Genomic DNA, 22,964 nt, shown 5'->3' with positions numbered 1-22,964 from the left:
GCATAGGTTCGGTCTACTCTCCCGGCAGGAACAAATCGGGAGCAACCGATGACCGTCATCAAGCCGTTTCGCATCGCCATCAGCGACGACGTCCTCGCCGACCTGAAGTCACGCCTCGCCCGCACGCGCTGGCCGGAGCGCGAGCTGGTCGACGACTGGAGCCAGGGCGCGCCGCTGAAATGGATCCAGGAGATCTGCACCTATTGGGCCAACGAGTATGACTGGCGCTCGCGCGAGGCAAAGCTCAATCGCTTTGCGCAGTTCACCACGGAGATCGACGGCCTCGACATCCACTTCATTCATGCGCGCGCGAAGGAGCCGTCGGCGCTTCCGTTGATCATCACCCACGGCTGGCCCGGCTCCATCGTCGAGTTCCAGAAGGTGATCGCGCCGCTCACCGATCCCGCCGCGCATGGCGGCAATCCCGCCGATGCCTTTCACGTGATCTGCCCCTCGCTGCCTGGCTTCGGCTTCTCGGGCAAGCCGGGGACCACCGGCTGGGGCGTCGATCGCATTGCCGCGACCTGGGCCAAGCTGATGGACCGCCTGGGCTACGCGCGTTATGGCGCGCAAGGCGGCGACTGGGGCTCGGCGGTGACGACCTCGCTCGGAGCGCAGGACCCCACTCATTGCGCCGGCATCCACATCACGCTCGCCTTCAACGCGGCACCGAAGGTCGAGGGCGAGCCGACGCCAGAGGAGAAGCGGGCGCTGGCCGGCCTCAAGCACTACGCCGATCTCGACTCCGGCTATTCCAAGCAGCAGTCGACGCGGCCGCAGACGCTCGGCTATGGCCTGACGGATTCGCCGAGCGGCCAGGCGGCCTGGATCCTGGAAAAATTCTGGGCCTGGACCGATTGCAATGGCCACCCCGAAAACATCTTCAGCAAGGACGAGCTGCTCGACAACGTCATGCTCTATTGGGCGACGCAGACGGCGACCTCGTCGGCGCGGCTCTATTGGGAGAGCTTTGGCAAGCGCCGCACCACGCCGGTGGTGAAGGTGCCGACGGGTGTCGCGGTGTTCCCCAAGGAGATCGTCACGCCGGTGCGGCGCTGGATGGAGCCGAACTTCCATGACATCACGCATTGGAGTGAGATGGAGAAGGGCGGTCACTTCGCCGCCTTCGAGCAGCCGGAGCTGTTCGTGCGCGATGTCCGGAAGTTTTTTGCGACCGTGCGCTAACCACGCCGTCATTCCGGGGCGCTCGTAGGGCGAACCCGGAATCCATCGGGCCGCAGCAAACGCTGCGCAATGGATTCCGGGCTCGACGCTGACGCGTCGCCCCGGAATGACGTCGCGGGGCTCTTGTTCCGAGCACTCACAGCTTTAGACTGGGTCATAACAACAAGACACCGGGAAGACGACCAAGCCCATGCTGACCGAAGCCGCAACCTACGACGAACTCGTGCGCAACTTCCGTTGGGATATCCCTGCGCGCTTCAACATCGCGGAAGCGTGCTGCGATCGCTACGCCGACGGCACCGGCCGGCTTGCGCTGATCTATGTCGACGACACCGGCGCCACCAGCCGCACCACCTTCGACGAGATCGCGGAGATGTCGCGCCGCTTCGCCAATGTGCTGTGGGCGGACGGGCTTGTGCGGGGCGACCGCGTCGCGGTGTTCCTGTCGCAGTCGCTGGAATTGCCGATCGTGCACATGGCGGCGTTTCGCTCGGCCCTGATCTCGATCCCGCTGTTCGCCCTGTTCGGCGAGGACGCGCTGGAATTCCGTCTGTCGAACTCCGAGGCCAAGGCGATCGTCACCGACGAAGCCGGCTGGGAAAAGCTGTCCAAGATCCGCGACCGCCTGCCGGAGCTGAGGAACGTCTACATCGCCGGCGCGCGCGTGCCCGCCGGCACGACATCGTTCTGGGATGCGGTGAAGGCCGCTTCGCCCGACTTTACGCGCGCGGATACTTCGGCCGACGATCCCGCGCTGATCATCTACACCTCGGGCACGACGGGTAACCCGAAGGGCGCGCTGCATGCGCATCGTGTCGTGCTCGGCCATCTGCCGAACGTGGAGATGTGCCACAACTTCTTGCCCAAGCCCGGCGATCTCATGTGGACGCCGGCGGATTGGGCCTGGATCGGCGGGCTCATCAACGGTCTGCTCGCGTTCTGGTACCACGGCATTCCCCTGGTCGGCCATCGCGCGCGGAAATTCGAGCCGCAGGCGGCGATGCAGATGATGGCCGATCTTGCCGTCCGCAACGTCTTCCTGCCGCCGACGGCGCTGAAGCTGATGCGGCAGGCCGGCGTCAAGCATTCCGGCGTCAAGCTGCGCAGCATCTTCACCGGCGGCGAATCGCTCGGGGGTGAATTGCTCGGCTGGGTGCGCGAGACGTTTGGTGTCGACGCGCATGAGGTGTTCGGCCAGACCGAGTGCAACCTCGTGATCGGCAGCAACGCGAACCTGTTTCCGATCCGCCCGGGTTCGATGGGCAAGGCGACGCCGGGTTTCGATGTCCGCATCGTCAACGACAAGGGCGAGGAATTGCCGCGGGGGCAGCGCGGCATCATCGGCGTGCGCCAGCCGTGCCCCGTCACCATGCTCGAATATTGGCGTAATCCGGAGGCGACCGCGAAGAAATATGCCGGCGACTTCCTGCTCACCGGCGATCTCGGCGTGCAGGACGAGGACGGCTATTTCTGGTACGTCAGCCGCGAGGACGACGTCATCACCACCGCCGGCTATCGCGTCGGCCCCTCCGAGATCGAGCACACGCTGATGAAACATCCGTCGGTGGCCATGGCTGCGGTGGTCGGCATTCCCGATCCGATCCGCACCGAATCGATCAAGGCCTGGATCGTGCTGCGTCCGGGCTTTGCCGGCAGCGACACGCTCGCGCGCGAGATTCAGGACTTCGTCAAGGTGCAGCTCGCCGCGCACGAATATCCGCGCTTCGTCGAATTCACGGAGACGCTGCCGATGACGGCAACAGGCAAGGTGCTGCGCCGCGAGCTGCGGGCCAAAGGCTGACTTCTTACAAGGGCTGGCTTCCGACCATGGCAAAGACGTCTCAAGCCGCGGGGCTTCACCGCGCCTCGCTTGCAAAGCTGCACGAGCTCGATACGGCGCTGGAGCTCATGTATTACGGCTGGCGCGGCATGACGCTTGAGGCCGACGCATATCTGGCCAAGCAGGGCCTGTCGCGTCCGCACCATCGCATCCTCTACGTTGTGGCGCGCCGGCCCGACATCGCCATCGGCGCGCTGATCGAGATCCTCGGCATTTCCAAGCAGGCCCTCAACCGGCCGCTCAATCTGCTGCTGGAGCGCAAGCTCCTGACCTCGAAGCGGGCGCCGGAGCAGCACCGCTCGAAATTGCTGCGCCTGACGGAAGCGGGGCGGCGCATCGAGCAACGGGCCTCGGACCACGAGCGCCAGGTCCTGCACGAAGCGTTCGCGCGCGCCGGGGCGAGCGGTGCGGCGGGATGGATCGGCGTGATGGAGGCGATCGCCGACAACAACTGACCTAAATCTCAAGTCAACATAGTTGACATGAGGCGCGCGCTTTGCCACCTTCCGGGCCACAAGCCGAAGGGAGGATCCGTGTCGTGAGCGGACAGGCAATGGACCGCGCGGCCGCTGCAAGCTTCGTCGCGGCATGGTGCGCGAACTGGCGCAAAGTGGACATCGACGCGGTCGTCGCCCATTTCGCCGACGATGCACAGATGCGCAGCCCTCTCGCGCTCACCCTGACGGGGTCTCCGACCGTCACCGGCGCCGAGAACATTCGCGCCTACTGGCGGAAAGCCTACGGCCACATCGAAAGCGCCGACCTGAAGATCCTGGACTGGAGCTGGGACGAGGCGATCGCGCGACTGACGGTGTGGTGGCAATTGGGCGATACGCGCGCCAGCGAATTCATGGACTTCGACGATGCGGGCCGTGTGGTGCGCAGTGAAGCCTTTTACGGAAAATGACCATGCGATTTTCGGATATCGTCCTGCTTCTCAACACGCTCTGGTTCGTGGGCGCGTTCATCCAGTTCAGCATCGCGCAAACCAACACGTTGAAGATCCTGCTGCCGCGGGAGGAGCGCAGCAATCCGATCGCGCCGACCCTTGCGGCGAGCGTTGCGTTCCTCGGCGGCATGAATCTGCCGATCGGGCTCTTGTCGCTCTATCTTCTGGCCGCCCGTCCGTCCTTCTTCCAACCGGTCGAAGCGCAGCTCGCGCTGTTCCTGTTCTTTGCCGCCTGCCATTTCAGCCAGTTCGCCTATAACGTCCCGGTGCTGATGCGCGGCGGCCGCGTCGGGGTGGCCTATTGGCCGGTGTTGAAGGGCCCGATGCTCCGGATCTTCGTGATCGATGCGGCTCTGTTCGCCGCTAATCTCGCAATGGCGCTGCAGCTCACCATCGCGTCCTGATCTAGCGCGGCGGCTCCGAGAGGGCCGCGCGCAGCATCGCGGCGAGCTCCTTGCGCCGGAACGGCTTGGTCAGAATGCGCGCGTCGATCCCGTCGGGCGTCTTGACCGGATCCTGGCTGTAGCCGGACGTGAAGAGCACCTTGAGGCCAGGCCGCAGTTGAACGGCCTGCCTCGCCAGCTCCGGCCCGAACATGCCGCCGGGCATCACGACGTCGGTGAACAGCAGTTGGATGTCCGCGGACTGGCGCAGCACGTCCAGCGCCGCGGGTCCGTTTGCCGTCGTGATGACGCGGTAGCCGAGCGCCTTCAGCTCGTTCTCGACATAGGCGCGCACCATGTCGTCGTCCTCGACGACGAGGATCGTCTCGTATCCCTCGGGTGCGGCGACACGCGCTGCCGGTGACGGCTCCTCGCTCGACGACGTCGGCAGGCGAGGAAAGAACAGCCTGACCACGCTGCCTTGACCCGGTTCGGACTGCATCTGCACGAGTCCGCCGGATTGTTGCGCAAATCCGTAGACCATGCTGAGGCCAAGGCCGGTGCCCTTGCCGACCTCCTTGGTGGTGAAGAACGGCTCGAACGCGCGCTGCAACACCTCGCTGCTCATGCCGGACCCGGTATCCTTCACGGCCAGCATGACGTAGTCGCCGGGCCGCGGCTCGCCGTTGACGTCGAGGTCGGATTCACCGAGCGATGCATTCCGCACCTCGACCATCAGCTTGCCGCCGTCAGGCATCGCGTCGCGCGCGTTGAGCACGAGGTTGAGCACGGCCGTCGCCAATTGGCCGGGATCGACGCTGGCGAGCCAGAGATCCGGCGCGAACGTGAAGCTGGATTCGATGTGCTCGCCCAGGGTCCGCTGCAGAAGCTGCTTCATGCCGGTCACCTGCTCGGCGATGTCGATCTCGCGCGGCCGCAGCGGCTGCTTGCGCGCGAAGGCGAGCAGGCTCCGCGTCAGGTCGGAACCCCGCTCGGCGGCGGTCGCAATGTCGTCGGCGATCCGGTGCAATTCCTTGTTACCTGCAAGCCTGTCGGCGAGGTGCTCGGAATTGCCGAGAATGACGGTCAGGAGATTGTTGAAATCGTGCGCCACGCCGCCCGTGAGCTGGCCCATGGCTTCCATCTTCTGCGACTGGCTGAGCTTGTGGCTGAGATCGGCGATGGCGGCGCGCTGCTGCTCGAGCGATTCGGCCGTGCTGTTGAGCAGCGTCATCAACCCGCCGAGCTCGCCCCCCGGGTGGGGCTCCGGAATGCGCGCGCTGAGATCGCCGTGCCCCAGGCTCTTCGCCATGGCAGCGAGCCGCCCGACCTGCCGTCCGATGCTCACCGTCGTGAGGATCCAGAGGCCGGCGAGGAGCAGCAGCGAGGCCACCGCCAGGATCGCCATGTCCTCGTAAAGCCGGCGGTTCGCTGCCGCGATCAGTCCGTCCTTGGACCGCCCCACCAAGATATAGAGTCCGGCCTTGCGGATCGCGGGCGAGCGGGCAACGCCCCAGATCTGCGTGCGGCCGTCGCGATCGGCGATCTCCCGGAATGGTTCGCCGTCGGGATCTGCCGCGAAGCGGAACAGGTCGGAGCCCGCAATGGAGTCGCCGATGGGTACGCTCCAGCCGCCGCGCTTGGGGGCGGCCAGGACCGTGCCCTTGGCGTCGACAAGCAGGATGTCCTTCTCGGCGAGCAGCCGCTTGTCGTGAAACTCCGCGAATTTGTTCAGGTTGAAGGAGGCCAGCAGCACGAATTTCAGCGCGCCCGTATCCGATCGCACCGGATAGGCGATCTGCAGCACCGACAGTCCGGTGAGGCGGCCGAACACCGGTTCCACCGCGACGAGGCCGTGAAGAGTCTGGACCTCTTTGAAATAGCCGCGGTCGTTCAGGTCGAGCGTGCGGTTGGTCCGCAGCGAGTCGCAGAACAGCCTGCCGTCGGGATCGATGGTCAGGATACCCGTGAACTGCGGATATTCCTCGCGGACATCCGACAGAAACGCCGAGCATGCCGCCTTGTCGCGCGTGTCGAGGTCGCGGGCGCGGGCGAGCCCGTAATGAAGCTGGGCAGTCCCCTGGATCTTCTCGCCGAGATCGCTGGCGATGTCGTCGGCGGATGCGGCGAGATTGGCCAGCGCCGCGTCGATCTCGCTCGTCCGGTTCTGCACGAAGCGCAGCCCGACCAGAATCGCCGGCACGAGCATGGCCGCGATGACGAGGATAAGTAACCGGGTACGCAGGCTCATCGGTGGGCGATCGGCTCTCGGGCGGCGGTATTCGGAGGTGCAATTTGCGGCACGATCATCTGCCCCGTCCATAGCGGGCGTTGCAAAAATCGCGCGAAAGGCTAACGATTTCGCCGTGCGAGCATCGTCTTGTCACTGCCACCCTTCGCGCCGGCCGGCATCAAGTTGCGCCGCCGCGCGGCGGCGCTAATATCGCGGCATGCGCGCGACGAAGATCGCGCCGATGTGCGGAGGAAGCTGATGTCCATCTCGGGCAAGGTCGATCCGGTGGTGCGTCCCGTGGCGGCGGTCGACATCGCCGAGGCGCTGGTCGAGGGCCTGCGCGATTTCCAGGCGCTGCCGCTCTACGGTCTCTGCTTCGGCGCGCTCTATGCCGCCGGCGGCATCGTCATCATGCTCTGTCTCACTGCCTTCGGCATGGTCTACCTGGTCTATCCCCTCGCTGCCGGCTTCGCGCTGATCGGACCGTTCGTTGCGATCGGCCTCTACGAAGTCAGCCGGCGCCGCGAGCGCGGCGAGCCGGTCTCGTTCGCTGCGATCTGGTCCGCGATCCGCTCGCGCAGCGAGATCGGCTGGATGGCCTTCGTGACGTTGTTCGTGTTCGTGGTCTGGATGTACCAGGTGCGGCTCCTGATCGCGCTGCTGCTCGGCCTCAACGCCTCGTTCTCGAGCTTGCAGGAATTCATGACGGTGGTGCTGACGACCAGCGAGGGCCTGCTGTTCCTGGCCATCGGCAATGCGGTCGGGGCCGTGCTGTCGCTGATCCTGTTCTCGCTGACCGTGGTGTCGTTCCCGCTGCTGCTCGATCGCGAGGTCGATTTCGTCACGGCCATGGTGACGAGCGTGCGCGCGGTGGTGACGAGCCCGCTGCCGATGATCGGTTGGGCCGCATTGATCGTGATGCTGCTGATCGTCTCGGCGCTGCCCTATTTTCTCGGGCTGGTGGTCACGCTGCCGGTGCTCGGGCATGCGACATGGCACCTGTACCGCCGGTTGGTGGCGCCGGTGTAGGCCGTCGCCCCCGCGAAGGCGGGGGCCCATAGCCCCAGGGAGAAGTTGGGGCGCGAAGTCGTAACCACGAGTCTTCGCCAAACTTCATCCTGTGGTTATGGGTCCCGGGCTCGCGCTTCGCGCGCCCCGGGACGACAGCGGAGATTGCCTCGCTCAAGGCACCTTGATCCCCATCGCCTTCAGCGCCTCCAGCAACCGCACCGGCGGGGACATCTCGATATGCGGCGCCTTGCCGGTCTCCAGCAGGCTCTTCAATCCGGAGAGGATCGCGGGCCAGCCGGTGCGGCCGCCGGAAAGGATGTCGTCGCTGAGCTCGCGGTCGTGGCGTTGGCTCAGGGTGAGGCGGACGGCTTCGCCGGCCTGCTCGATCTCGTAGGTGACGATGGTGGTGCCGAGCTTTTCCACGAGGTCCGGCCAATTGACGTTCCAGCTCACCGTGAGCCTCCTCGGCGGATCGTATTCGAACACTTCGCCGCGGATGTGCTCGGAGCCGTCGGGCGCGTGCACGACGAAACTGCCGCCGAGCTTCGGCTCCATCTCCACCGCAAAGCCGGAAAAATATTTCCGGCTGAACTCGGCGGACGTCAGCGCCTCCCACACCTTCTCGGGCGTCGAGGCGATGTAGATGGTGTAGACGGTCAGCGGCTTGAATTGATCGAGGTTCATCGTGCATCAAATCCTTCGTTGAGCGGACTCACTCGTCGCCGTTCTCCAACTGACGTTTCAGCTCGTTGAGCGCGGCGAGCTTGCTGCGCTCGAACTTCCTGATCCAGCGTTCGCCGATCTGATGGATCGGCATCGGGTTGAGGTAGTGCAGCTTCTCGCGTCCATGCCTGATGGTGGTGATGAGGTTCGCTTCCTCCAGGATGGCAAGGTGCTTGGTGACGGCCTGTCGCGTCATCGCAAGCCCCTCGCAGAGCTCGTTCAGTGTCTGGCCGTTTCTGGCGTGAAGCCTGTCGAGCAGCGAACGTCGCGAGCTATCCGCGAGCGCCTTGAAGACCTCATCCATGGCGGCGATAATAGGCAACTAAATGGTTGCATGTCAAGGGATCGGCTTGGAGCGACTGACGCGTCTTCCGTTCCAGCGCTCGCCATGCATTAATGCGGCGAAACCGCCTTCAGCGAGTCCCTCCCATGATGTCCATGCAAGCCTACCTCGCCTTCGTCGCCGCCTGCATTGCGCTGGCGCTGCTGCCGGGGCCGATCGTCACCCTCGTCATCGCCAATGGCTTGCGCCACGGCACGCGTGCGGCGCTCATCAACGTGGCCGGCGCGCAGGCCGGGCTTGCCATCGTCATCGGCATCGTCGCGATCGGCCTGACCTCGCTGATGGCGACCATGGGCTATTGGTTCGATTGGGTGCGCTTTGCCGGCGCCGCATATCTGATCTGGCTCGGCATCAAGCTGATCTGGGAGCCGGTCGAAGGCGTCGATGTCGATGCGCCGCCTCCGCCGCCGCGCGGCGGCTTCTTCCTGCAGGGATTCCTGGTGCTGCTGTCGAACCCCAAGGTGCTGGTGTTCTTCGGCGCTTTCATCCCGCAATTCATGGACATGAGCCAACCGCATTTCCCGCAGGTCGCGCTGCTGGGTGCCACCTTCATGGTGACGGCGGTGATGACCGATGCGCTCTACGCGATTGCCGCGGGGCGCGCCCGAAAATTCTTCTCGGCGCGGCGCACGCGGATGGTGTCGCGCATCTCAGGCGGCTTCATGATCGGCGGCGGCATCTGGCTGGCACTGACGCGGGCGAAGTGACCGCTTAACTCATTCCCTGCTCGCGCAGCGTGGCGTCGATCTCGCGCAGGATCCGCGCCAGCCGCTCGGCCCATTGCTGCTGGCCGCTCTCCTCGGCGATCAGGTCCTGGCGGATCTCGATGCCGGTGTTGACGAGGCCGCGCGCCTCGCCGTGGACGGGGATGGTATAGTCGGTGATGTCGCTCACCGCATAAGGCTGGTTGTCGCCGACGACGAGCGCGCTCTCGGCCCGCAAATGCTGCAGCATCAGAAGCGGCAGCACGGTGTCGCGGTGATAGAGCGTGCCGATGTGCCAGGGCCGCGGCTCGCCGTAATAGACCGGCGTGAAGCTGTGCAGCGCCACCAGCACCGTCGGCCTGCCCGCCCTGATGCGCGCATCGATCGCAGCGCTAATCCGGCGGTGATAGGGATCGAAGATCTCGCGCCGGCGCATCTCCTTGGCCGCGGCCGACAGATCCTCATTGCCGGGGATGGCGGTCGCCTCGGAGATCACGGGAATCGAGCTTTCGACGCCGGGCGGGCGGTTGCAGTCGATCACCAGGCGCGAATAACGCTGCGCGATCAGATGCGCATCGAGCATCTCGGCGAGCCGCTCGGCGACGCCGGCGATGCCGATATCCCAGGCGATGTGCCTGACGAGATCGCTCTCCGCGACGCCGAGATCGCCGAGCGCGCGCGGCAGCACCCGTCCGTAATGGTCCGCGGTGAGCAGGAACGGCGATGTCCCTGCCGTATTCACCTCATGCACGGGCGGAATGTCGTCCTCGCCGAGCAGCTGGTCAGTTGCGTCGGCTATATCCAAAGCCATCCTGATTTGCCTATGGAATGACAAACTGTGTAAACGGAGTAGCGGTATCGCACCGATGCCGCAACGTTGGAACGGCATGAGCTCGGATCGACTTTTCGTTTACGGCACCCTGATGCGCGGCTTCGACCACCCGATGGCGCGGCTGCTGGCCGGCCATGCGGAATTCCTCAGTGAAGCCACCTGCCGCGGCCGGCTCGTTCTGGTGAAGCACTATCCGGGATTGCTGCTCTCCGAGGCGCCGACCGACATCGTCCATGGCGAGCTCTTTCACCTGCGCGTGCCGGACGAGCTCCTGCGCGAGCTCGACATGTACGAGGCCTGCGGCGAGGGCTATCCGGAGCCGACCGAATATCTGCGGCAGATGGTGGAGGTGACGTTGCCCGACGGCGCCAGCGAAAACGTGTGGACCTACGTCTACAATTGGCCCGTCACCGATCTGCCGATCATCGAGTCCGGGCGCTTCCTCGATCGCTAAGCCGACAGCACTTCCTTGACCACGCGCACGTCGACCTCGCGCTCGACATAGGTCCACTCCTCGGTCCGCCGCAGCATCGCCACCAGCTCCTCGAACAGCGAGGCGTGCACGGGGGCGAATTCGAACCAGGTCAGGAAATCGAAGGGGCCGCCGAGGTCGCGGCAATGATAGAGCTGGCGCGCGATCGCGGGCAGAAAACGAAGACTGCTGGCAATGTGGTGCGACTTGTCCTCAAAAATCTTGCGGCGCTCTTCCTGGGTCAGCTCCCACCAGGCCTGCGACTTGCGGATCGGGATCAGCGCCGCGCTGGTGGCCTCCAGCCGGCCGAGGCCGGCCTGCACGGCGACGAGCTGCTGCTTCTCGGCCCGCTCGGTGTAGCGCAGGCTGCTGGCGACGCCGACCAGCCGCCAGGCATTGCGCGAGGGCACCAGCGGCAACGAGACGGCCTCGCTGTCGGTCACCGACAGCGCCGGCACGAAGGGCAGGGACTCGCCAGTCACAGGCGAGAGCGAGGTCACCCGCCAACCCCCGGTCTGGCCGCCCCGAAAGGTCCTGAACATGGCGGTATGGAAGCGTGGAACCGGGCGCGGTTCAAGCTTTCTGTCATTCCGGGGCGCGCGCAGCGCGAGCCCGGAATCCATTTCTCCCAGCATTCCAGTGGCTCGATGGATTCCGGGCTCGCCCCTTCGGGGCGCCCCGGAATGACGGAGAGGGCTGTGAACAGCGCGGATAAGCCCGACAAACCTGGCCTTTGACCGGGCCGTCCCTATATCCCTGATCCTTCGCCCGACTCAAACGCTCGGCTAAACTCGCCCCATGCGCTTCACGCCCCAGTTCCTCGACGAGCTTCGTGCCCGGCTTTCGGTCTCCGAGGTCGTGGGCAAGCGCGTCAAGCTGAAGAAGGCCGGGCGCGAGTGGAAGGGGCTGTCGCCGTTCCAGCAGGAGAAGACGCCGTCCTTCTACGTCAACGACCAGAAGGGTTTTTATCACGACTTCTCCTCGGGCAAGCACGGCGACATCATCACCTTCGTGATGGAGACCGACGGCCTGCCGTTCGCGGAAGCCGTGGAGCGGCTCGCCAATATGGCGGGCCTGCCGCTGCCGGCGGTGACGCCCAACGCCGCGCGCGAGGAGCAGCGGCGGCGCTCGCTGCATGACGTGATGGATCTCGCGGCGAAATTCTTCGCCGAGACGCTGGCCTCGCGCGTCGGCGCGAAAGCGCGCGGCTATCTCGCCGATCGCGCCATTTCGCCGGCGACGCAATTGCAGTTCCGCCTCGGCTATGCCCCGCCCGATCGGTTCGCGCTGAAGGAGCATCTCGGCAAGCTCGGAATCTCCGTCGAGGACATGATCGAGACCGGTCTGCTGATCGGCGGCGACGACATCCCCGTTCCTTACGACCGCTTCCGTGATCGCGTGATGTTTCCGATCACCGATCTGCGCGGCCGCGTCATCGCCTTCGGCGGGCGGGCGCTGGAGAAGGACGTTCCGGCCAAATACCTGAATTCGCCGGAGACGCCGCTCTTCCACAAGGGCGACAATCTCTACAACCACCAGACCGCGCGCAAAGCCACCCATGACGGCAGCCCGCTCATCGTGGTCGAGGGCTATGTCGACGTCATCGCCATGGTCACCGCCGGCTTTGCCGGCAGCGTCGCGCCGCTCGGCACCGCGCTCACCGAGAGCCAGCTCGCGCTGCTCTGGAAGATGGCGGACGAGCCGATCCTCTGCTTCGACGGCGACCGCGCCGGACAGAAGGCGGCCTATCGTGCTGCGGACCTTGCCTTGCCGTTCCTCGCGCCCGGCAAGAGTCTTCGCTTTGCGCTGCTGCCGGAAGGGCAGGACCCCGATGATCTCGTGCGCTCGGGCGGGCGCGGCGCGATCGAGGAGGTCATCGCCGCCGCCCGTCCGCTCGCCGACATGATCTGGTCGCGCGAGCTCGAGGGCGGCAATTTCGCCACGCCCGAGCGGCGCGCCGCGCTGGAGGCGCGCATCAGGGAGCTCACGAACGGCATCCGCGATGAGGTGGTGCGGCGCTATTATCGCGACGAATTCGTCGAGCGGCTGCAGCGCGCCTTCGCGCCCGAAGGCGGCCGCGGCTTTGGCGGCCGGGGCAATTTCCGCCCCGGTGGCGGCCGGCCGTTCCAGCCCCGGGGCGGGGCGAATCGATTCGGTGGACAAGGGTTCGGCGGCGGCCGCCGCGGCGCGCCCGGTTCCATTCCGCTGCCCTCCGGCCCCTACCAGGCGGCGAGCCCGCAGCTGGCGGCGAGCCCGATCATGAAGGGCCAGCGCAGCGCCATCTCCCGCCGGGAGGCCCTAATCCTGCAATGCCTGATCAACCACCCCTGGCTGCTGCACGAGCACCTGGAGGAGGTCGCCGCCCTGGAGCTGGCCCATCCCGAGGCCCACAAGCTCCGGGCCGCCATCATCGCCGCCTTCGCCAACGACCATCACCACTCGCCGGACCCGGGCGAGCAGGCCGAAAAGATGCGCGGTGACCTCGAAAAGGGTGGATTTTCTCAAACTCTTCAAAGGGTTGAGAATGTCATCACGACCCAGGCGGTGTGGGCCGCCCGCGAGGGCGCGGCGCGGGACGACGTTCTTGCCACCTGGCACCAGCTGGTTGCCTTGCATCGGCAATGGCATTCACTACTTAGAGAGCTGAAAGACGCCGAGCTGGCCTTGGGGGAGGATCCCAGCGAGGCCAATTTGGCGTGGCTGCGTGACGTCAAGGCTCGGATAGGTGAAGTCGACGGTACCGAGGCCCTGATCGAGGGTTTTGGCGAGCTGTCGGGCCGGCTCCAGAAGAGCATGTGATGAAAGAAACATGCGGACGGCCACGGCTGGAACCGCTAAAAGACTCGCCAAATCCTAGGTTTGGCGGCAAAAACAGGGTTAATCGAGGCTTAACGGTCTTGTAGCACTTTGGCCCAGAGGCGGCCGCAGGCATAACAGACGCGTCAGGAATGAATCCGCGCAATCGCTGTTGGCACTACACCTGCATCCGCCGCGACAAAGAGGCTGACGAAGCGTTAGGCAATTCCGGCGAGAGAGAGTTGGGGGTGGCGAGAGGTTTGTGCGCCGCCCTTTCCGTGTCGAGAGCTGCCGAAGCGAGAGCGTCGAGCAACAGGTTCATGTGAATTCACGCGAAGGCGCGGCGCGTCTCGCATGAAGCGCGTTTAGGAGCAATGGATGGCCACCAAGGCAAAGACGCTGCAGGCGAAGGACAAGGAAAAAGACGACAAGGCAGCGGATGCGCCGGAGAAGGATTCCCAGGACGCGCCCTCGCCCTTGCTCGATCTGTCCGACGCCGCCGTGAAGAAGATGATCAAGCAGGCCAAGAAGCGCGGCTTCGTGACCTTCGATCAGCTCAACGAAGTCTTGCCGTCCGACCAGACCTCGCCCGAACAGATCGAGGACATCATGTCGATGCTCTCGGACATGGGCATCAACGTCACCGAAGCCGACGACACCGAAGGCGAGGAAGAGAAGGACGAGGGCGACGACGAGACCGATAACGAGCTCGTCGAGGTCACCCAGAAGGCCGTCACCGAGGTCAAGAAGAGCGAGCCTGGCGAACGCACCGACGATCCCGTGCGCATGTATCTGCGCGAGATGGGCACGGTCGAGCTGCTCTCCCGCGAGGGCGAAATCGCGATCGCCAAGCGCATCGAGGCCGGCCGCGAGGCGATGATCGCGGGTCTCTGCGAAAGCCCGCTGACCTTCCAGGCCATCATCATCTGGCGCGACGAGCTCAACGAAGGCAAGATCTTCCTCCGCGACATCATCGATCTCGAAGCCACCTATGCCGGCCCGGATGCCAAGGGCGGCATGAACGCCGCGATGATCGCAGGACCCAATGGCGAGGGCGGCGAAGCCTCGGCCGAGGGCGGCGAAGCCACCGCGTCCGCCGCTGCGCCCGCGCATGTCGCGCCGCCTGCCGCGCCCCCGTCGCCGACGCCGTTCCGCGCCGCGCCCGCGGCCGCCCCCGAGGGCGAGGAGAAGGATCCGGGCGAGGCCGCCGCCGAGTCCGACATGGACGACGACGAGTTCGAGAACCAGATGTCGCTCGCGGCGATCGAGGCCGAGCTCAAGCCGAAGGTGGTCGAGATCTTCGATCGCATCGCCGACAGCTACAAGAAGCTGCGCAAGCTTCAGGAGCAGGACATCCAGAACCAGCTCCAGAACGAGTCGCTCTCGCCGCACCAGGAGCGCAAGTACAAGAAGCTGAAGGACGAGATCATCGTCGAGGTGAAGTCGCTGCGCCTCAACCAGGCGCGCATCGACAGCCTCGTCGAGCAGCTCTACGACATCAACAAGCGCCTCGTCTCGCATGAGGGCCGCCTGATGCGCCTTGCCGACAGTCACGGCGTCGCGCGCGAGGATTTCCTGCGCAACTATACCGGCTCGGAGCTCGATCCGCGCTGGCTCAACCGCGTCTCGAAATTGTCGGCCAAGGGCTGGAAGAACTTCGTCCACCACGAGAAGGACCGCATCAAGGACCTCCGCCACGAGGTGCATCAGCTCGCCGCGCTGACCGGCCTCGAGATCGTCGAGTTCCGCAAGATCGTGCATTCCGTGCAGAAGGGCGAGCGCGAGGCCCGCCAGGCCAAGAAGGAGATGGTGGAAGCCAACCTCCGTCTCGTGATCTCGATCGCCAAGAAGTACACCAACCGCGGCCTGCAGTTCCTCGACCTGATCCAGGAAGGCAACATCGGCCTGATGAAGGCGGTCGACAAGTTCGAGTACCGCCGCGGCTACAAGTTCTCGACCTACGCCACGTGGTGGATCCGGCAGGCGATCACCCGCAGCATCGCCGACCAGGCCCGCACCATCCGCATCCCCGTGCACATGATCGAGACCATCAACAAGATCGTGCGCACGTCCCGCCAGATGCTCAACGAGATCGGCCGCGAGCCGACCCCGGAGGAGCTCGCCGAAAAGCTCGGCATGCCCTTGGAGAAGGTGCGCAAGGTTCTCAAGATCGCCAAGGAGCCGCTCTCGCTGGAGACGCCGGTCGGTGACGAAGAGGATTCGCATCTCGGCGATTTCATCGAGGACAAGAACGCGATCCTGCCCATCGACGCCGCGATCCAGTCCAACCTGCGCGAGACCACCACGCGCGTGCTCGCCTCGCTCACCCCGCGCGAAGAGCGCGTGCTGCGCATGCGCTTCGGCATCGGCATGAACACCGACCACACGCTGGAAGAGGTGGGGCAACAGTTCTCGGTGACGCGCGAGCGTATTCGTCAGATCGAAGCGAAGGCGCTGCGGAAGCTGAAGCATCCGTCGAGGAGCCGGAAGCTGCGGAGCTTTTTGGATAATTGATCCGATTTCAATCAGAACGAAAACGGCGGGCCAACAGCCCGCCGTTTTTCTTTGACCCGGCTCTCGCCCCGTCATTGCGAGGAGCGCTTGCGACGAAGCAACCACCAGGCGATTGCCCTACCCATGTCCGATTCCATTCCAACAGCAACAAAAGTGCGGACGGTGCCCGACTTCCGAGATGGGCCGAAAGCGGAAGTGCCGGTCCGGGGGGCGACTTTCCTTCTTCAAAGTGCGGGATTTCGATGCAGGTAGATCTTCTCGACTACCTTCACGCCAGCTTTGTTCAGCAGGTGGAAGGTTCGAGGCTACGCAGATAACCAGCTCAGTTCGATATGTTCACGTGAGACGTTCGACCGACCCATGGTGTGTCGGCGAGATCGGCTAAGCGGCCACGCTGCTATTTTGTGATCCGCCGGGTTGATGCGACAGTTCTGGTCGGCGCTATCGGCGATATTGAGAACGTCAGCCAAGTGTTCCAGCCAGCCGGCCGATTCTCCGCAGCGAACTCGCCATATCCCTTCAGATTCAAATACCCCTGCATATCGCCTACCGGAAATAGAAAGCCAATCTGCGGACCAACTGCGAAGACTCGGGACCGAAAGCCGCCTAGGGCGGGATGCTGGCCAAAGTCATCAGTTATCTGCTGATAGGCATAACCAACGAGGCCGACGAAAGTTTGCTTTGACAGAAACTGCGAGGCTCCCCAGTCAACGTGAAGATCGATGCCGTTCTGGTACTGCGTATCCGGATTCTTGAAATTGTAGGTGAGGCCCGCCACCGCGGAAAACTCGTGGCCAGTTTGCGGATTGAAGTAGGTGTAGCCGGCGCCGCCGTCGATGGCGCCATGCCCGATGCCGAGATTGGCGAGACGGGACGAACTGTAAGCGCCGACGGGAACATCTCCGGTTACGTAGGTCATGAAGTTATGGACGCCTGCATTCCACTTGAGCGTCGCCTGCGGGTAGAGATCCCCGACTGACGTGATCGAGTCGCCGAAGCTGCCCGTGCGCGTCACGGCCAGGGGGCCGACAGTTGCGGTGAGCGTTCCTGCTAGATCAGCGCTCGATCGTCCGAACAGTCCTGTCACTCCGATGGCCAGTTGCCCGCCCAGCACGGGGGTTGCGAACGTGTATGTAGGATTGAGCAGGACGAGATCCCCTCGCCCATTCAGACGCAAGTTCAGATCGACGTTTACTGTTGCGGGGATTCTGCCGACGTGAATTTCCCTTGCGGCAGCCGCGGTGCCGAATGCACTTACGCTGGTGTGGTAGTAGACCGCTGCCATTGACCAGCCGGGGGCTTGAGGGGTGGCGGCAAGGCTGCTGAAGCGGCCAGGGAGCCAGTAGGAAACGCCACCTTCGTCGGCGTAAGCCGTGGCAGCAGGCACCGACAGCGTCATGACTGCCGAGGCAATGGCTGCATTCCTGAACGCAGAAGAGAGAGACGGCTTTGTCGCGCTCCGTCCAACGCGCTGTTTTCCTTTTCCAAGGTGAAGTGCCGACATCATGGCCTCCTGCATCGCGAATGCCGTGTCATTCGCCCCAGAAAACCCAAAGCGAGTACAGCGTGCTGTGGGGCATCTGGGAGCGGCCTAGCAATCATGCCGGCGCATGCGCGCCGGCATGATTGCCTGCTCTAGGCTCCAACTTTTCTGGCGGCCGGGACCGTCCATGTGCCGTTGATGATCGAGGGGTCCGTCTCCTGGGGCCAGTACATACGCAACATGAGGATGAAATCTCCCTCAGGCGCAGGTAGCCAGTTCGACTCCTTCTCTTTGCCGGGAGAGTCCTTCTGGATGTACAGATCAGTTGATCCGTCCGGATTCTCCTTCAAGTCTTCCCGAGCGCTGACGGAGTACCTGTTGAGCGGGTTCTTCACGAAGAAATAGCCGCTGTCGTACATCGTAAGCGACCAGAATCCCTCCGCTGGAGGCAAGTGACCTTTCGGAAATCGCATCACGTACTTGTTCGCGCCGCTGTACTTGTGACCGTCGGCGTCTTTTTGCGAGGTCGGATAGACGGCATCCTGCGGCCGGTTGGCACCAAGCCCGATCGCGGTTACCAAAGCCCGCATCAAATAGTCGGTGCCGTAGATGCCGGTCTTGGTCGTGAACGCGAACCCATTCTCGTCTTTGATGGCCTTGTTGATTTTGAACTGAAGCATGATCCGGTCGAACGACACCTCCGGCAGGCGCCTCAGAAAATCTGCCTTCAGCTTACTCTCATCAAAATCCTGCCCTGGGACGATGCCGATGCGGGCAAACTTCGCAAGTTGAGGCGCGTCCGCGGCGTATGGCGGATTAGTCTTCATGAGTTCGCAAAGCAGCTTGAAGTATGAGACCGCGTCCATGCGATTGACCTGCTCGCGGACCGCCGTCTTCATATCGATTGTTGGATCCACCTTCCCGGGGGCGGGCGTGTAGGCTTTGCCATAAGCGCTGAGCGGAACGAGCTTGCATTCGTCTTGCAACTTGTGCACCGCAGCGTAATCGTCCGCCGTGCCGGTGCAATAGATGCGGCCGAGCAGCCACACGATATTGGTGGCCGACTTGTACTCCTTGACACCCGCCGGCAGCGTGCCCTTCCAACCCGGCCCCGTGATCGCGTAGGTCTGCGCCCCGGTGCCGGTGGTGCGCTTACCTGGCACGTGAAACACGGTGGTCCAGCCGTCCAGCATCGGCATCAGGAAATAGCGGCCCTTCATGTCCGGAATGCTGAGTATCCAGGGCTCCTTTCCGACGTCGAAGAAGGATGTCGTGTACAAGGTGTCGGCATTCGGTGCCGTCACATCCCTGAAGGTGGCGTCGGGATACTGGCGCAGCTTGATGATGTGTCCCATCGGACCGCGCGTGCCGACGGGCTCGGCGACATTCGTGATGATCCGCCGGGTCATCTCCATCGTCACCAGCGGGTAGCCAAAGATGTAGGCGTCGCTGGCCAGCCAGAAATCCTCCAGGCCTTGTCCCACTCCGAAAAATGAATCCTGGGCAAGAGCCGGTCGTGTGGCGGCGGCTCCCGCGAGCAGCCCCATTCCGCCAAATGCAAGGGATCGACGGGTGATGTTCATCGCTAATCTCCTTCCTATAGAAAACCAGTCACGTGGATTCGCAGTTCACGCCTTTGCAACGGAGCCACTCGGGCGAACGGCTCAATAGCAGGGCGGATAGGGGTAGTAGCCGCAGCGCGGTGAGTAATAGGGATACGCCGCAGCCCCGGCCACAGCAGCGGCTCCTGCCACGGCAGCGCCGCGGTAGAACGCTCCGCGCCAGGCGGTGCGGCGAGCGACGCCGGCGAAAGACAACGGCGTCAACGGACGGCCAATGATATCGATAAAGACCGATGCCGGCCCGTCCGCCCCGGCGAGATCACCTTCGAGGATATCGACGTCGAACGTCAGCTTATCACCTTCAAGCTTGGGGGATTTCAACACGACGACGGCATCCAACACCGACGATCCGTCTTTCTTGAATCCTGACACCGTGGCGTTGGGCGGGTCTTTAGCGAAGTTGTCGCTGCCATGGCCCCAGTCCTCGACAATCCGGGAGGTCAGATCATGCCCGGCGGCACGAACGGGTCGGTCGGCAAACACAATCGCATTCGGAGAAACGCCGCTTAGCACCAGCTTACCCTCTTTCAGGCTCACCCCGCGCGAGTTGAGGACAAAAAGCGATGGGACCACTTCCGGCTTGGCCTGACCAATCGATTTCTCAAGCGGAATGTGCGGCTTGGGTTCGGCCGAAGATTGAGCAAGGAGCTTGTGCGGAATTACCACTAAGCCAGCGGCGCAGACCGCGATCAAGGCCAGGCGGATTGTCATAGCGGTCTTCTCCTTTGCAGGCTGGTTGTTTTCCTCGAGCAGCACGTGAGCAATTCGGAAGCGATAAACCGTCGCTAGTGCCGGCGGCATCTCTGCATTTCGCGCCAAATCACGCGGCGCGTCTTGCCATTTCGCGCCAATCGTCAGGAATCATTCAGCGGCTAGTAGTGCGAGAACGTCGGCGGACAAGCGACCGATCATGCTCGCGGCCACGTTGCTGTCGCCGATAAACGATAGGTTGAATTTTCATCAAACGCACGAAAGCGCGGCTGAAGCTGCTCGCGTTCGTGTATCCGAGAAATTCTGCAATATCCGACAAGCGCTTACTCGTATCGGCCAGCAGGCGGCACGCAATCTCTAGTCGGACTTCGTCGAGCATCTTGCTGTGGCTCGTGCCCATGCGTTCGAGATGACGCTGCAATGTGCGCCCACTAATTCTGAGCGCATGCGCTGTGCTATCAAGGGTTGCGTCACCGTGCCGCAGTGATGCAACGATGGCGGCGCGGACCGCCGTGGATGAAGGCAAGCGGACGGCTCTCATCGTTTGGCGGCAGGCCTGAAGCCCATGCTCCCACAGTGAAAAATCAGGCCATGGGACTAGGGGAAGCTGAAAGGCCCATCTGGCCATCGGGCGCCAAAACTTTCGTCGAATGGAATGAGGTGGGACTGAGATCCTCTGGAGGCATTGCCAGACGACAAAAACAAGCAAAGAGCCTTGCAGTCCTGATAATCTAAGCGCGTGACAGGCGTCAGCTCTCCCCGGGTAGGGAGCTGTCGTCCTGCGACGCCGCTCGTGCGCTGAATTTTAGTGATCGAGACGCACCAATGCCAAAGATTCATTTGACGCGTTGTCAGCACCTCAGTCCATTCGCTGACATTTTGAATAATCTCGGCGCGCCAACCGCTTCGTTATTGGAAAAATATCGGTTGCCCGCTTCTCTGGAGGAAAAAGCCGATCATTACGTGCCGATCTTACCTGCGATCGAATTTGCGGAGTTTGCCAGCCGGTCGCAAGGTATCGAGGATTTCGGATTCCACGCTGCTAGGTCGCTCGATTTCGGGCACCTGAGTGAGAAGACCAGGTATCTAATCAGTCATTCTCCGACTTTGCTCGTCGCGCTGCACCAGGCCTGTAGATTGGCTTCGCTCGAAGATTCAAACTTGAGCAACTGGGTTGAGCGCCACGGCGACCATGTTCGCTATTGCAGCAAGCTAGCCGGCACTGCCGGACTTCAGCATCTCGAGCATTCACAATGGCTTCAGAACGTTTTCCCGATTTACATCGTCCGGCAATTCGCCGGGCCGGACTGGGCACCGGCAACTATCGCCTTTGAGGCGCGGTACACGCCGGGTCCGGCATGTCGGTCTTTCTGGCCGACGTCCAGCTTCCTGTCTGGTCAAGAAGCTTCGTGGATCGACGTACCTGTTTCATTGCTGGGCCTTCCTAACAGATTGAAGCAAGCTCCTTCTCATCCGAAGAGCGACTTTGTCGAACATTCGAACTTTGACTTTATCCACGCACTTAAGCTGATGCTGCCATCCTACATGGACGAGCGGCCTCCGGCGCTGGCGGAAGTCGCGGAGATGGCGGGGGTCAGCGCACGCAGCCTTCAACGCAAGCTATCTCGCGCCGGGATGACATATTCGCGGCTGTTGGATACCGTGAGGTTTGAAAATGCCAGAAAGCTTTTGCGAGATACGGATTCCAAGATCATCGAGATTGCGTTTGCTTCGGGCTACGCAGATCCCGCCCATTTTACCCGTGCATTCCGCCGGGTTGCAGGCGTGACGCCCGGGCAATTCCGCGAGCAATGGAGGGCTCGATAGTCGAGTTGTCATTCGCTGCATCATGTCCGCTTCGGGGGCACAATGCGAAGAACTCAAGTTGAGCAAATCAGGTCTGCTCTGCCGCCCATCCCCACAGACGCATCTCTGGATTGCTTCGCTGCGCTCGCAATGACGGGGATAGGGCCGAACCCTACTTCTTCTTCGCGCCACCCTTTGAATCCGCTCGATCTGCAGGCGCCGGCCTCCCGCTCTTTTGCGCGACTCGCGATCCTGCTCCCCAATGAAGCTGCGCGCGGGCTCGTCGCCGTCGAGGCTGCCGCGCAATTCGGCGGGCCTAGGTCGGATTGCCCTTCCTTGTGGCCTTGTAACGCCATCTTCAGCATAGGTGTTTATCTGGCTTTCTCTCGGACTATTCTTCCGACGAGAAATGCGCATCGATGCCACCCCACCTCACCGTCTACTACAACACCCGCTGCCCCGTCTGCGACGCCGGCATTGACTGGCAGCGCAACAAGCTGCTGGCGCTGGTGCGCGCGGGCACCGTTGAGTTTAGGGACATCAACGAGCAGCCTGATGCACTGGCGCACTTTGGCGCTTCGCTCGACGACATCAGGCGGCGCCTACATGCGACGGATGAGGCCGGGCGGCTCGTCGTCGGCGCTGATGTCGCGATTGCGCTGTGGCGGTTGACGCCGGGGCAGGGGTGGCTTGCGGTGCTGTTCGGCAATCGCGTGGCGCTGCCGATCACGCGGTTTGCCTATGACCGGTTTGCCGATCTGCTATTTGCCTGGAATAAATGGAGCGGGCGCTGGTGAACGCCCCGCTGTGCCCGCCTACTTCTTCTTCGCTCCCACCCGCTCGATCCGCTTGATCTCCAGCGCCGGGCGGCCGCTCTTTTCCGCGATCTCGCGGTCCTGTTCCATGATGAAGTTGCGGGCGGGTTCGTCGCCGTCGAGGCCGCCGAGCAGTTCGGAAGGGACGCGGCGGTTGGAGCGTTGGGAATCGTCTTCGTAGACGACGTTGAAGAAGGCGAATTCGCCTTTGGGGTTGGTTCCGGGTTTTTTGGCCATGGCGGCTTGTCCTCGATCAGGACGCCGCAGTCAAATTACTTTCGGGATTGTGACCTTCGCGATCGTCGCCACGCCCTTCAATAAACGGCGGGCCGAAGCCCGCCGTTTATCTTTTCAGCGTCGCCCGGGGCTGGCAGGGCGACAACCTAAAATAGAAGGCTATAGAAGGCGCGCCGCGATGGCAAGGTAAATCGTCGCGCGACGATGTCGCAGCAGGCGCATCAGATATGCAGCTGATGGATATCGCGATTTCCCACAATTTCGAAAATCAGATGCTTTGGATCCTCGAAGTACTTTGTTCATCT

22 protein-coding genes are annotated in these 22,964 nt (G+C 63.2%); 12 read left to right on the top strand and 10 right to left on the bottom strand.

The window, feature by feature from the left end:
• The first annotated feature begins 48 nt into the window (after positions 1–48).
• The 5 genes from I6F09_RS23830 (at position 49) to I6F09_RS23810 (ending at position 4,378) form a co-directional block, all read left to right on the top strand.
• On the top strand, positions 49–1,185 hold the full coding sequence (locus I6F09_RS23830; RefSeq protein WP_225114074.1) for an epoxide hydrolase family protein: 1,137 nt from the start codon (positions 49–51) through the stop codon (positions 1,183–1,185).
• 190 nt (positions 1,186–1,375) lie between these two features.
• Positions 1,376–2,986: an acyl-CoA synthetase gene (locus I6F09_RS23825; RefSeq protein ID WP_225189173.1), complete on the top strand. Its 1,611-nt coding sequence runs from the start codon at positions 1,376–1,378 to the stop codon at positions 2,984–2,986.
• Between the two features lie 26 nt (positions 2,987–3,012).
• Entirely contained in the window at positions 3,013–3,480 is a 468-nt protein-coding gene (locus tag I6F09_RS23820; protein ID WP_225158091.1) for a MarR family transcriptional regulator, read from the top strand.
• An 83-nt stretch (positions 3,481–3,563) separates the two neighbouring features.
• Entirely contained in the window at positions 3,564–3,932 is a 369-nt protein-coding gene (locus I6F09_RS23815; protein WP_225126766.1) for a nuclear transport factor 2 family protein, read from the top strand.
• Between the two features lie 2 nt (positions 3,933–3,934).
• Positions 3,935–4,378 carry a hypothetical protein gene (locus I6F09_RS23810; RefSeq protein ID WP_225158090.1) on the top strand — a complete coding sequence of 148 codons (444 nt, stop codon included), beginning with the start codon at positions 3,935–3,937 and terminating at the stop codon, positions 4,376–4,378.
• Between the two features lies 1 nt (position 4,379).
• Here I6F09_RS23810 and I6F09_RS23805 read toward each other — a convergent pair whose 3' ends face one another.
• Positions 4,380–6,608: an ATP-binding protein gene (locus tag I6F09_RS23805; protein ID WP_225114071.1), complete on the bottom strand. Its 2,229-nt coding sequence runs from the start codon at positions 6,606–6,608 to the stop codon at positions 4,380–4,382.
• A gap of 240 nt (positions 6,609–6,848) precedes the next feature.
• On the opposite strand from I6F09_RS23805, the gene I6F09_RS23800 reads away from it, so the two are divergent.
• Entirely contained in the window at positions 6,849–7,619 is a 771-nt protein-coding gene (locus tag I6F09_RS23800; protein ID WP_128264068.1) for a DUF2189 domain-containing protein, read from the top strand.
• Between the two features lie 153 nt (positions 7,620–7,772).
• Here the strand turns inward: I6F09_RS23800 and I6F09_RS23795 are convergent, their stop codons facing one another.
• On the bottom strand, positions 7,773–8,285 hold the full coding sequence (locus tag I6F09_RS23795) for an SRPBCC family protein (RefSeq protein WP_036009564.1): 513 nt from the start codon (positions 8,283–8,285) through the stop codon (positions 7,773–7,775).
• A gap of 28 nt (positions 8,286–8,313) precedes the next feature.
• Positions 8,314–8,628, bottom strand: a complete 315-nt coding sequence (locus I6F09_RS23790; protein WP_036040181.1) for a helix-turn-helix domain-containing protein — start codon at positions 8,626–8,628, stop codon at positions 8,314–8,316.
• Positions 8,629–8,753: 125 nt separating this feature from the next.
• Here I6F09_RS23790 and I6F09_RS23785 point away from each other — a divergent pair, with 125 nt between their 5' ends.
• The gene (locus I6F09_RS23785) at positions 8,754–9,374 is read left to right on the top strand and encodes a LysE family translocator (RefSeq protein WP_081494564.1); all 621 of its coding nucleotides are present in this window, start codon (positions 8,754–8,756) and stop codon (positions 9,372–9,374) included.
• A gap of 4 nt (positions 9,375–9,378) precedes the next feature.
• Here I6F09_RS23785 and I6F09_RS23780 read toward each other — a convergent pair whose 3' ends face one another.
• On the bottom strand, positions 9,379–10,182 hold the full coding sequence (locus tag I6F09_RS23780) for an N-formylglutamate amidohydrolase (protein WP_225189172.1): 804 nt from the start codon (positions 10,180–10,182) through the stop codon (positions 9,379–9,381).
• A 76-nt stretch (positions 10,183–10,258) separates the two neighbouring features.
• On the opposite strand from I6F09_RS23780, the gene I6F09_RS23775 reads away from it, so the two are divergent.
• The gene (locus tag I6F09_RS23775; protein WP_225189171.1) at positions 10,259–10,657 is read left to right on the top strand and encodes a gamma-glutamylcyclotransferase family protein; all 399 of its coding nucleotides are present in this window, start codon (positions 10,259–10,261) and stop codon (positions 10,655–10,657) included.
• Here the strand turns inward: I6F09_RS23775 and I6F09_RS23770 are convergent.
• Positions 10,654–11,217 carry a chlorite dismutase family protein gene (locus I6F09_RS23770; protein ID WP_225189170.1) on the bottom strand — a complete coding sequence of 188 codons (564 nt, stop codon included), beginning with the start codon at positions 11,215–11,217 and terminating at the stop codon, positions 10,654–10,656. The two genes, I6F09_RS23775 and I6F09_RS23770, sit on opposite strands and share 4 nt — an antisense overlap.
• Positions 11,218–11,473: 256 nt before the next feature.
• Between I6F09_RS23770 and dnaG the strand changes: the two genes are divergently transcribed.
• Entirely contained in the window at positions 11,474–13,474 is a 2,001-nt protein-coding gene (dnaG, locus tag I6F09_RS23765) for a DNA primase (RefSeq protein ID WP_225189169.1), read from the top strand.
• A 375-nt stretch (positions 13,475–13,849) separates the two neighbouring features.
• Positions 13,850–15,985: an RNA polymerase sigma factor RpoD gene (gene rpoD, locus I6F09_RS23760; RefSeq protein ID WP_036009578.1), complete on the top strand. Its 2,136-nt coding sequence runs from the start codon at positions 13,850–13,852 to the stop codon at positions 15,983–15,985.
• Positions 15,986–16,382: 397 nt separating this feature from the next.
• Here the strand turns inward: rpoD and I6F09_RS23755 are convergent, their stop codons facing one another.
• The 4 genes from I6F09_RS23755 to I6F09_RS37590 all read right to left on the bottom strand — a co-directional run bounded on the left by I6F09_RS23755 (position 16,383) and on the right by I6F09_RS37590 (position 20,342).
• On the bottom strand, positions 16,383–17,384 hold the full coding sequence (locus I6F09_RS23755) for a transporter (protein WP_225134899.1): 1,002 nt from the start codon (positions 17,382–17,384) through the stop codon (positions 16,383–16,385).
• Between the two features lie 236 nt (positions 17,385–17,620).
• A complete protein-coding gene (locus I6F09_RS23750; protein ID WP_036009581.1) occupies positions 17,621–19,051 on the bottom strand; it encodes a DUF1254 domain-containing protein in 1,431 nt (476 codons plus the stop codon).
• Positions 19,052–19,132: 81 nt separating this feature from the next.
• On the bottom strand, positions 19,133–19,891 hold the full coding sequence (locus tag I6F09_RS23745) for a hypothetical protein (RefSeq protein ID WP_225134855.1): 759 nt from the start codon (positions 19,889–19,891) through the stop codon (positions 19,133–19,135).
• Positions 19,892–19,955: 64 nt separating this feature from the next.
• On the bottom strand, positions 19,956–20,342 hold the full coding sequence (locus I6F09_RS37590; RefSeq protein WP_225151826.1) for an AraC family transcriptional regulator: 387 nt from the start codon (positions 20,340–20,342) through the stop codon (positions 19,956–19,958).
• A 284-nt stretch (positions 20,343–20,626) separates the two neighbouring features.
• Here I6F09_RS37590 and I6F09_RS23735 point away from each other — a divergent pair, with 284 nt between their 5' ends.
• Both I6F09_RS23735 and I6F09_RS23730 read left to right on the top strand, forming a co-directional pair.
• Complete coding sequence (locus I6F09_RS23735; RefSeq protein ID WP_225189168.1) at positions 20,627–21,628, top strand: AraC family transcriptional regulator; 1,002 nt, start codon at positions 20,627–20,629, stop codon at positions 21,626–21,628.
• A 398-nt stretch (positions 21,629–22,026) separates the two neighbouring features.
• Positions 22,027–22,404, top strand: coding sequence for a DCC1-like thiol-disulfide oxidoreductase family protein (locus I6F09_RS23730; RefSeq protein ID WP_036009586.1), 378 nt, complete (start codon positions 22,027–22,029; stop codon positions 22,402–22,404).
• An 18-nt stretch (positions 22,405–22,422) separates the two neighbouring features.
• Here the strand turns inward: I6F09_RS23730 and I6F09_RS23725 are convergent, their stop codons facing one another.
• Entirely contained in the window at positions 22,423–22,659 is a 237-nt protein-coding gene (locus I6F09_RS23725; RefSeq protein ID WP_036009587.1) for a hypothetical protein, read from the bottom strand.
• Positions 22,660–22,964: the final 305 nt, after the last annotated feature.

This window comes from Bradyrhizobium sp. IC3195 (assembly GCF_020193585.1).
GTDB classification, from domain to species: Bacteria; Pseudomonadota; Alphaproteobacteria; order Rhizobiales; family Xanthobacteraceae; genus Bradyrhizobium; species Bradyrhizobium yuanmingense.
The sequence above is the reverse complement of the archived record's forward strand: the minus strand, read 5'-3'. Positions and strand labels throughout refer to the sequence as shown.

Bases quoted from the DNA above. Each gene is read 5' to 3' on its own strand.
- I6F09_RS23830 (WP_225114074.1), top strand. From the start codon at position 49: ATGACCGTCATCAAGCCGTTTCGCATCGCCATCAGCGACGACGTCCTC.
- I6F09_RS23825 (WP_225189173.1), top strand. From the start codon at position 1,376: ATGCTGACCGAAGCCGCAACCTACGACGAACTCGTGCGCAACTTCCGT.
- I6F09_RS23820 (WP_225158091.1), top strand. From the start codon at position 3,013: ATGGCAAAGACGTCTCAAGCCGCGGGGCTTCACCGCGCCTCGCTTGCA.
- I6F09_RS23810 (WP_225158090.1), top strand. From the start codon at position 3,935: ATGCGATTTTCGGATATCGTCCTGCTTCTCAACACGCTCTGGTTCGTG.
- I6F09_RS23805 (WP_225114071.1), bottom strand. From the start codon at position 6,608: ATGAGCCTGCGTACCCGGTTACTTATCCTCGTCATCGCGGCCATGCTC.
- I6F09_RS23800 (WP_128264068.1), top strand. From the start codon at position 6,849: ATGTCCATCTCGGGCAAGGTCGATCCGGTGGTGCGTCCCGTGGCGGCG.
- I6F09_RS23795 (WP_036009564.1), bottom strand. From the start codon at position 8,285: ATGAACCTCGATCAATTCAAGCCGCTGACCGTCTACACCATCTACATC.
- I6F09_RS23790 (WP_036040181.1), bottom strand. From the start codon at position 8,628: ATGGATGAGGTCTTCAAGGCGCTCGCGGATAGCTCGCGACGTTCGCTG.
- I6F09_RS23785 (WP_081494564.1), top strand. From the start codon at position 8,754: ATGATGTCCATGCAAGCCTACCTCGCCTTCGTCGCCGCCTGCATTGCG.
- I6F09_RS23780 (WP_225189172.1), bottom strand. From the start codon at position 10,182: ATGGCTTTGGATATAGCCGACGCAACTGACCAGCTGCTCGGCGAGGAC.
- I6F09_RS23775 (WP_225189171.1), top strand. From the start codon at position 10,259: ATGAGCTCGGATCGACTTTTCGTTTACGGCACCCTGATGCGCGGCTTC.
- I6F09_RS23770 (WP_225189170.1), bottom strand. From the start codon at position 11,217: ATGTTCAGGACCTTTCGGGGCGGCCAGACCGGGGGTTGGCGGGTGACC.
- dnaG (WP_225189169.1), top strand. From the start codon at position 11,474: ATGCGCTTCACGCCCCAGTTCCTCGACGAGCTTCGTGCCCGGCTTTCG.
- rpoD (WP_036009578.1), top strand. From the start codon at position 13,850: ATGGCCACCAAGGCAAAGACGCTGCAGGCGAAGGACAAGGAAAAAGAC.
- I6F09_RS23755 (WP_225134899.1), bottom strand. From the start codon at position 17,384: ATGACGCTGTCGGTGCCTGCTGCCACGGCTTACGCCGACGAAGGTGGC.
- I6F09_RS23750 (WP_036009581.1), bottom strand. From the start codon at position 19,051: ATGAACATCACCCGTCGATCCCTTGCATTTGGCGGAATGGGGCTGCTC.
- I6F09_RS23745 (WP_225134855.1), bottom strand. From the start codon at position 19,891: ATGCCGCCGGCACTAGCGACGGTTTATCGCTTCCGAATTGCTCACGTG.
- I6F09_RS37590 (WP_225151826.1), bottom strand. From the start codon at position 20,342: ATGAGAGCCGTCCGCTTGCCTTCATCCACGGCGGTCCGCGCCGCCATC.
- I6F09_RS23735 (WP_225189168.1), top strand. From the start codon at position 20,627: ATGCCAAAGATTCATTTGACGCGTTGTCAGCACCTCAGTCCATTCGCT.
- I6F09_RS23730 (WP_036009586.1), top strand. From the start codon at position 22,027: ATGCCACCCCACCTCACCGTCTACTACAACACCCGCTGCCCCGTCTGC.
- I6F09_RS23725 (WP_036009587.1), bottom strand. From the start codon at position 22,659: ATGGCCAAAAAACCCGGAACCAACCCCAAAGGCGAATTCGCCTTCTTC.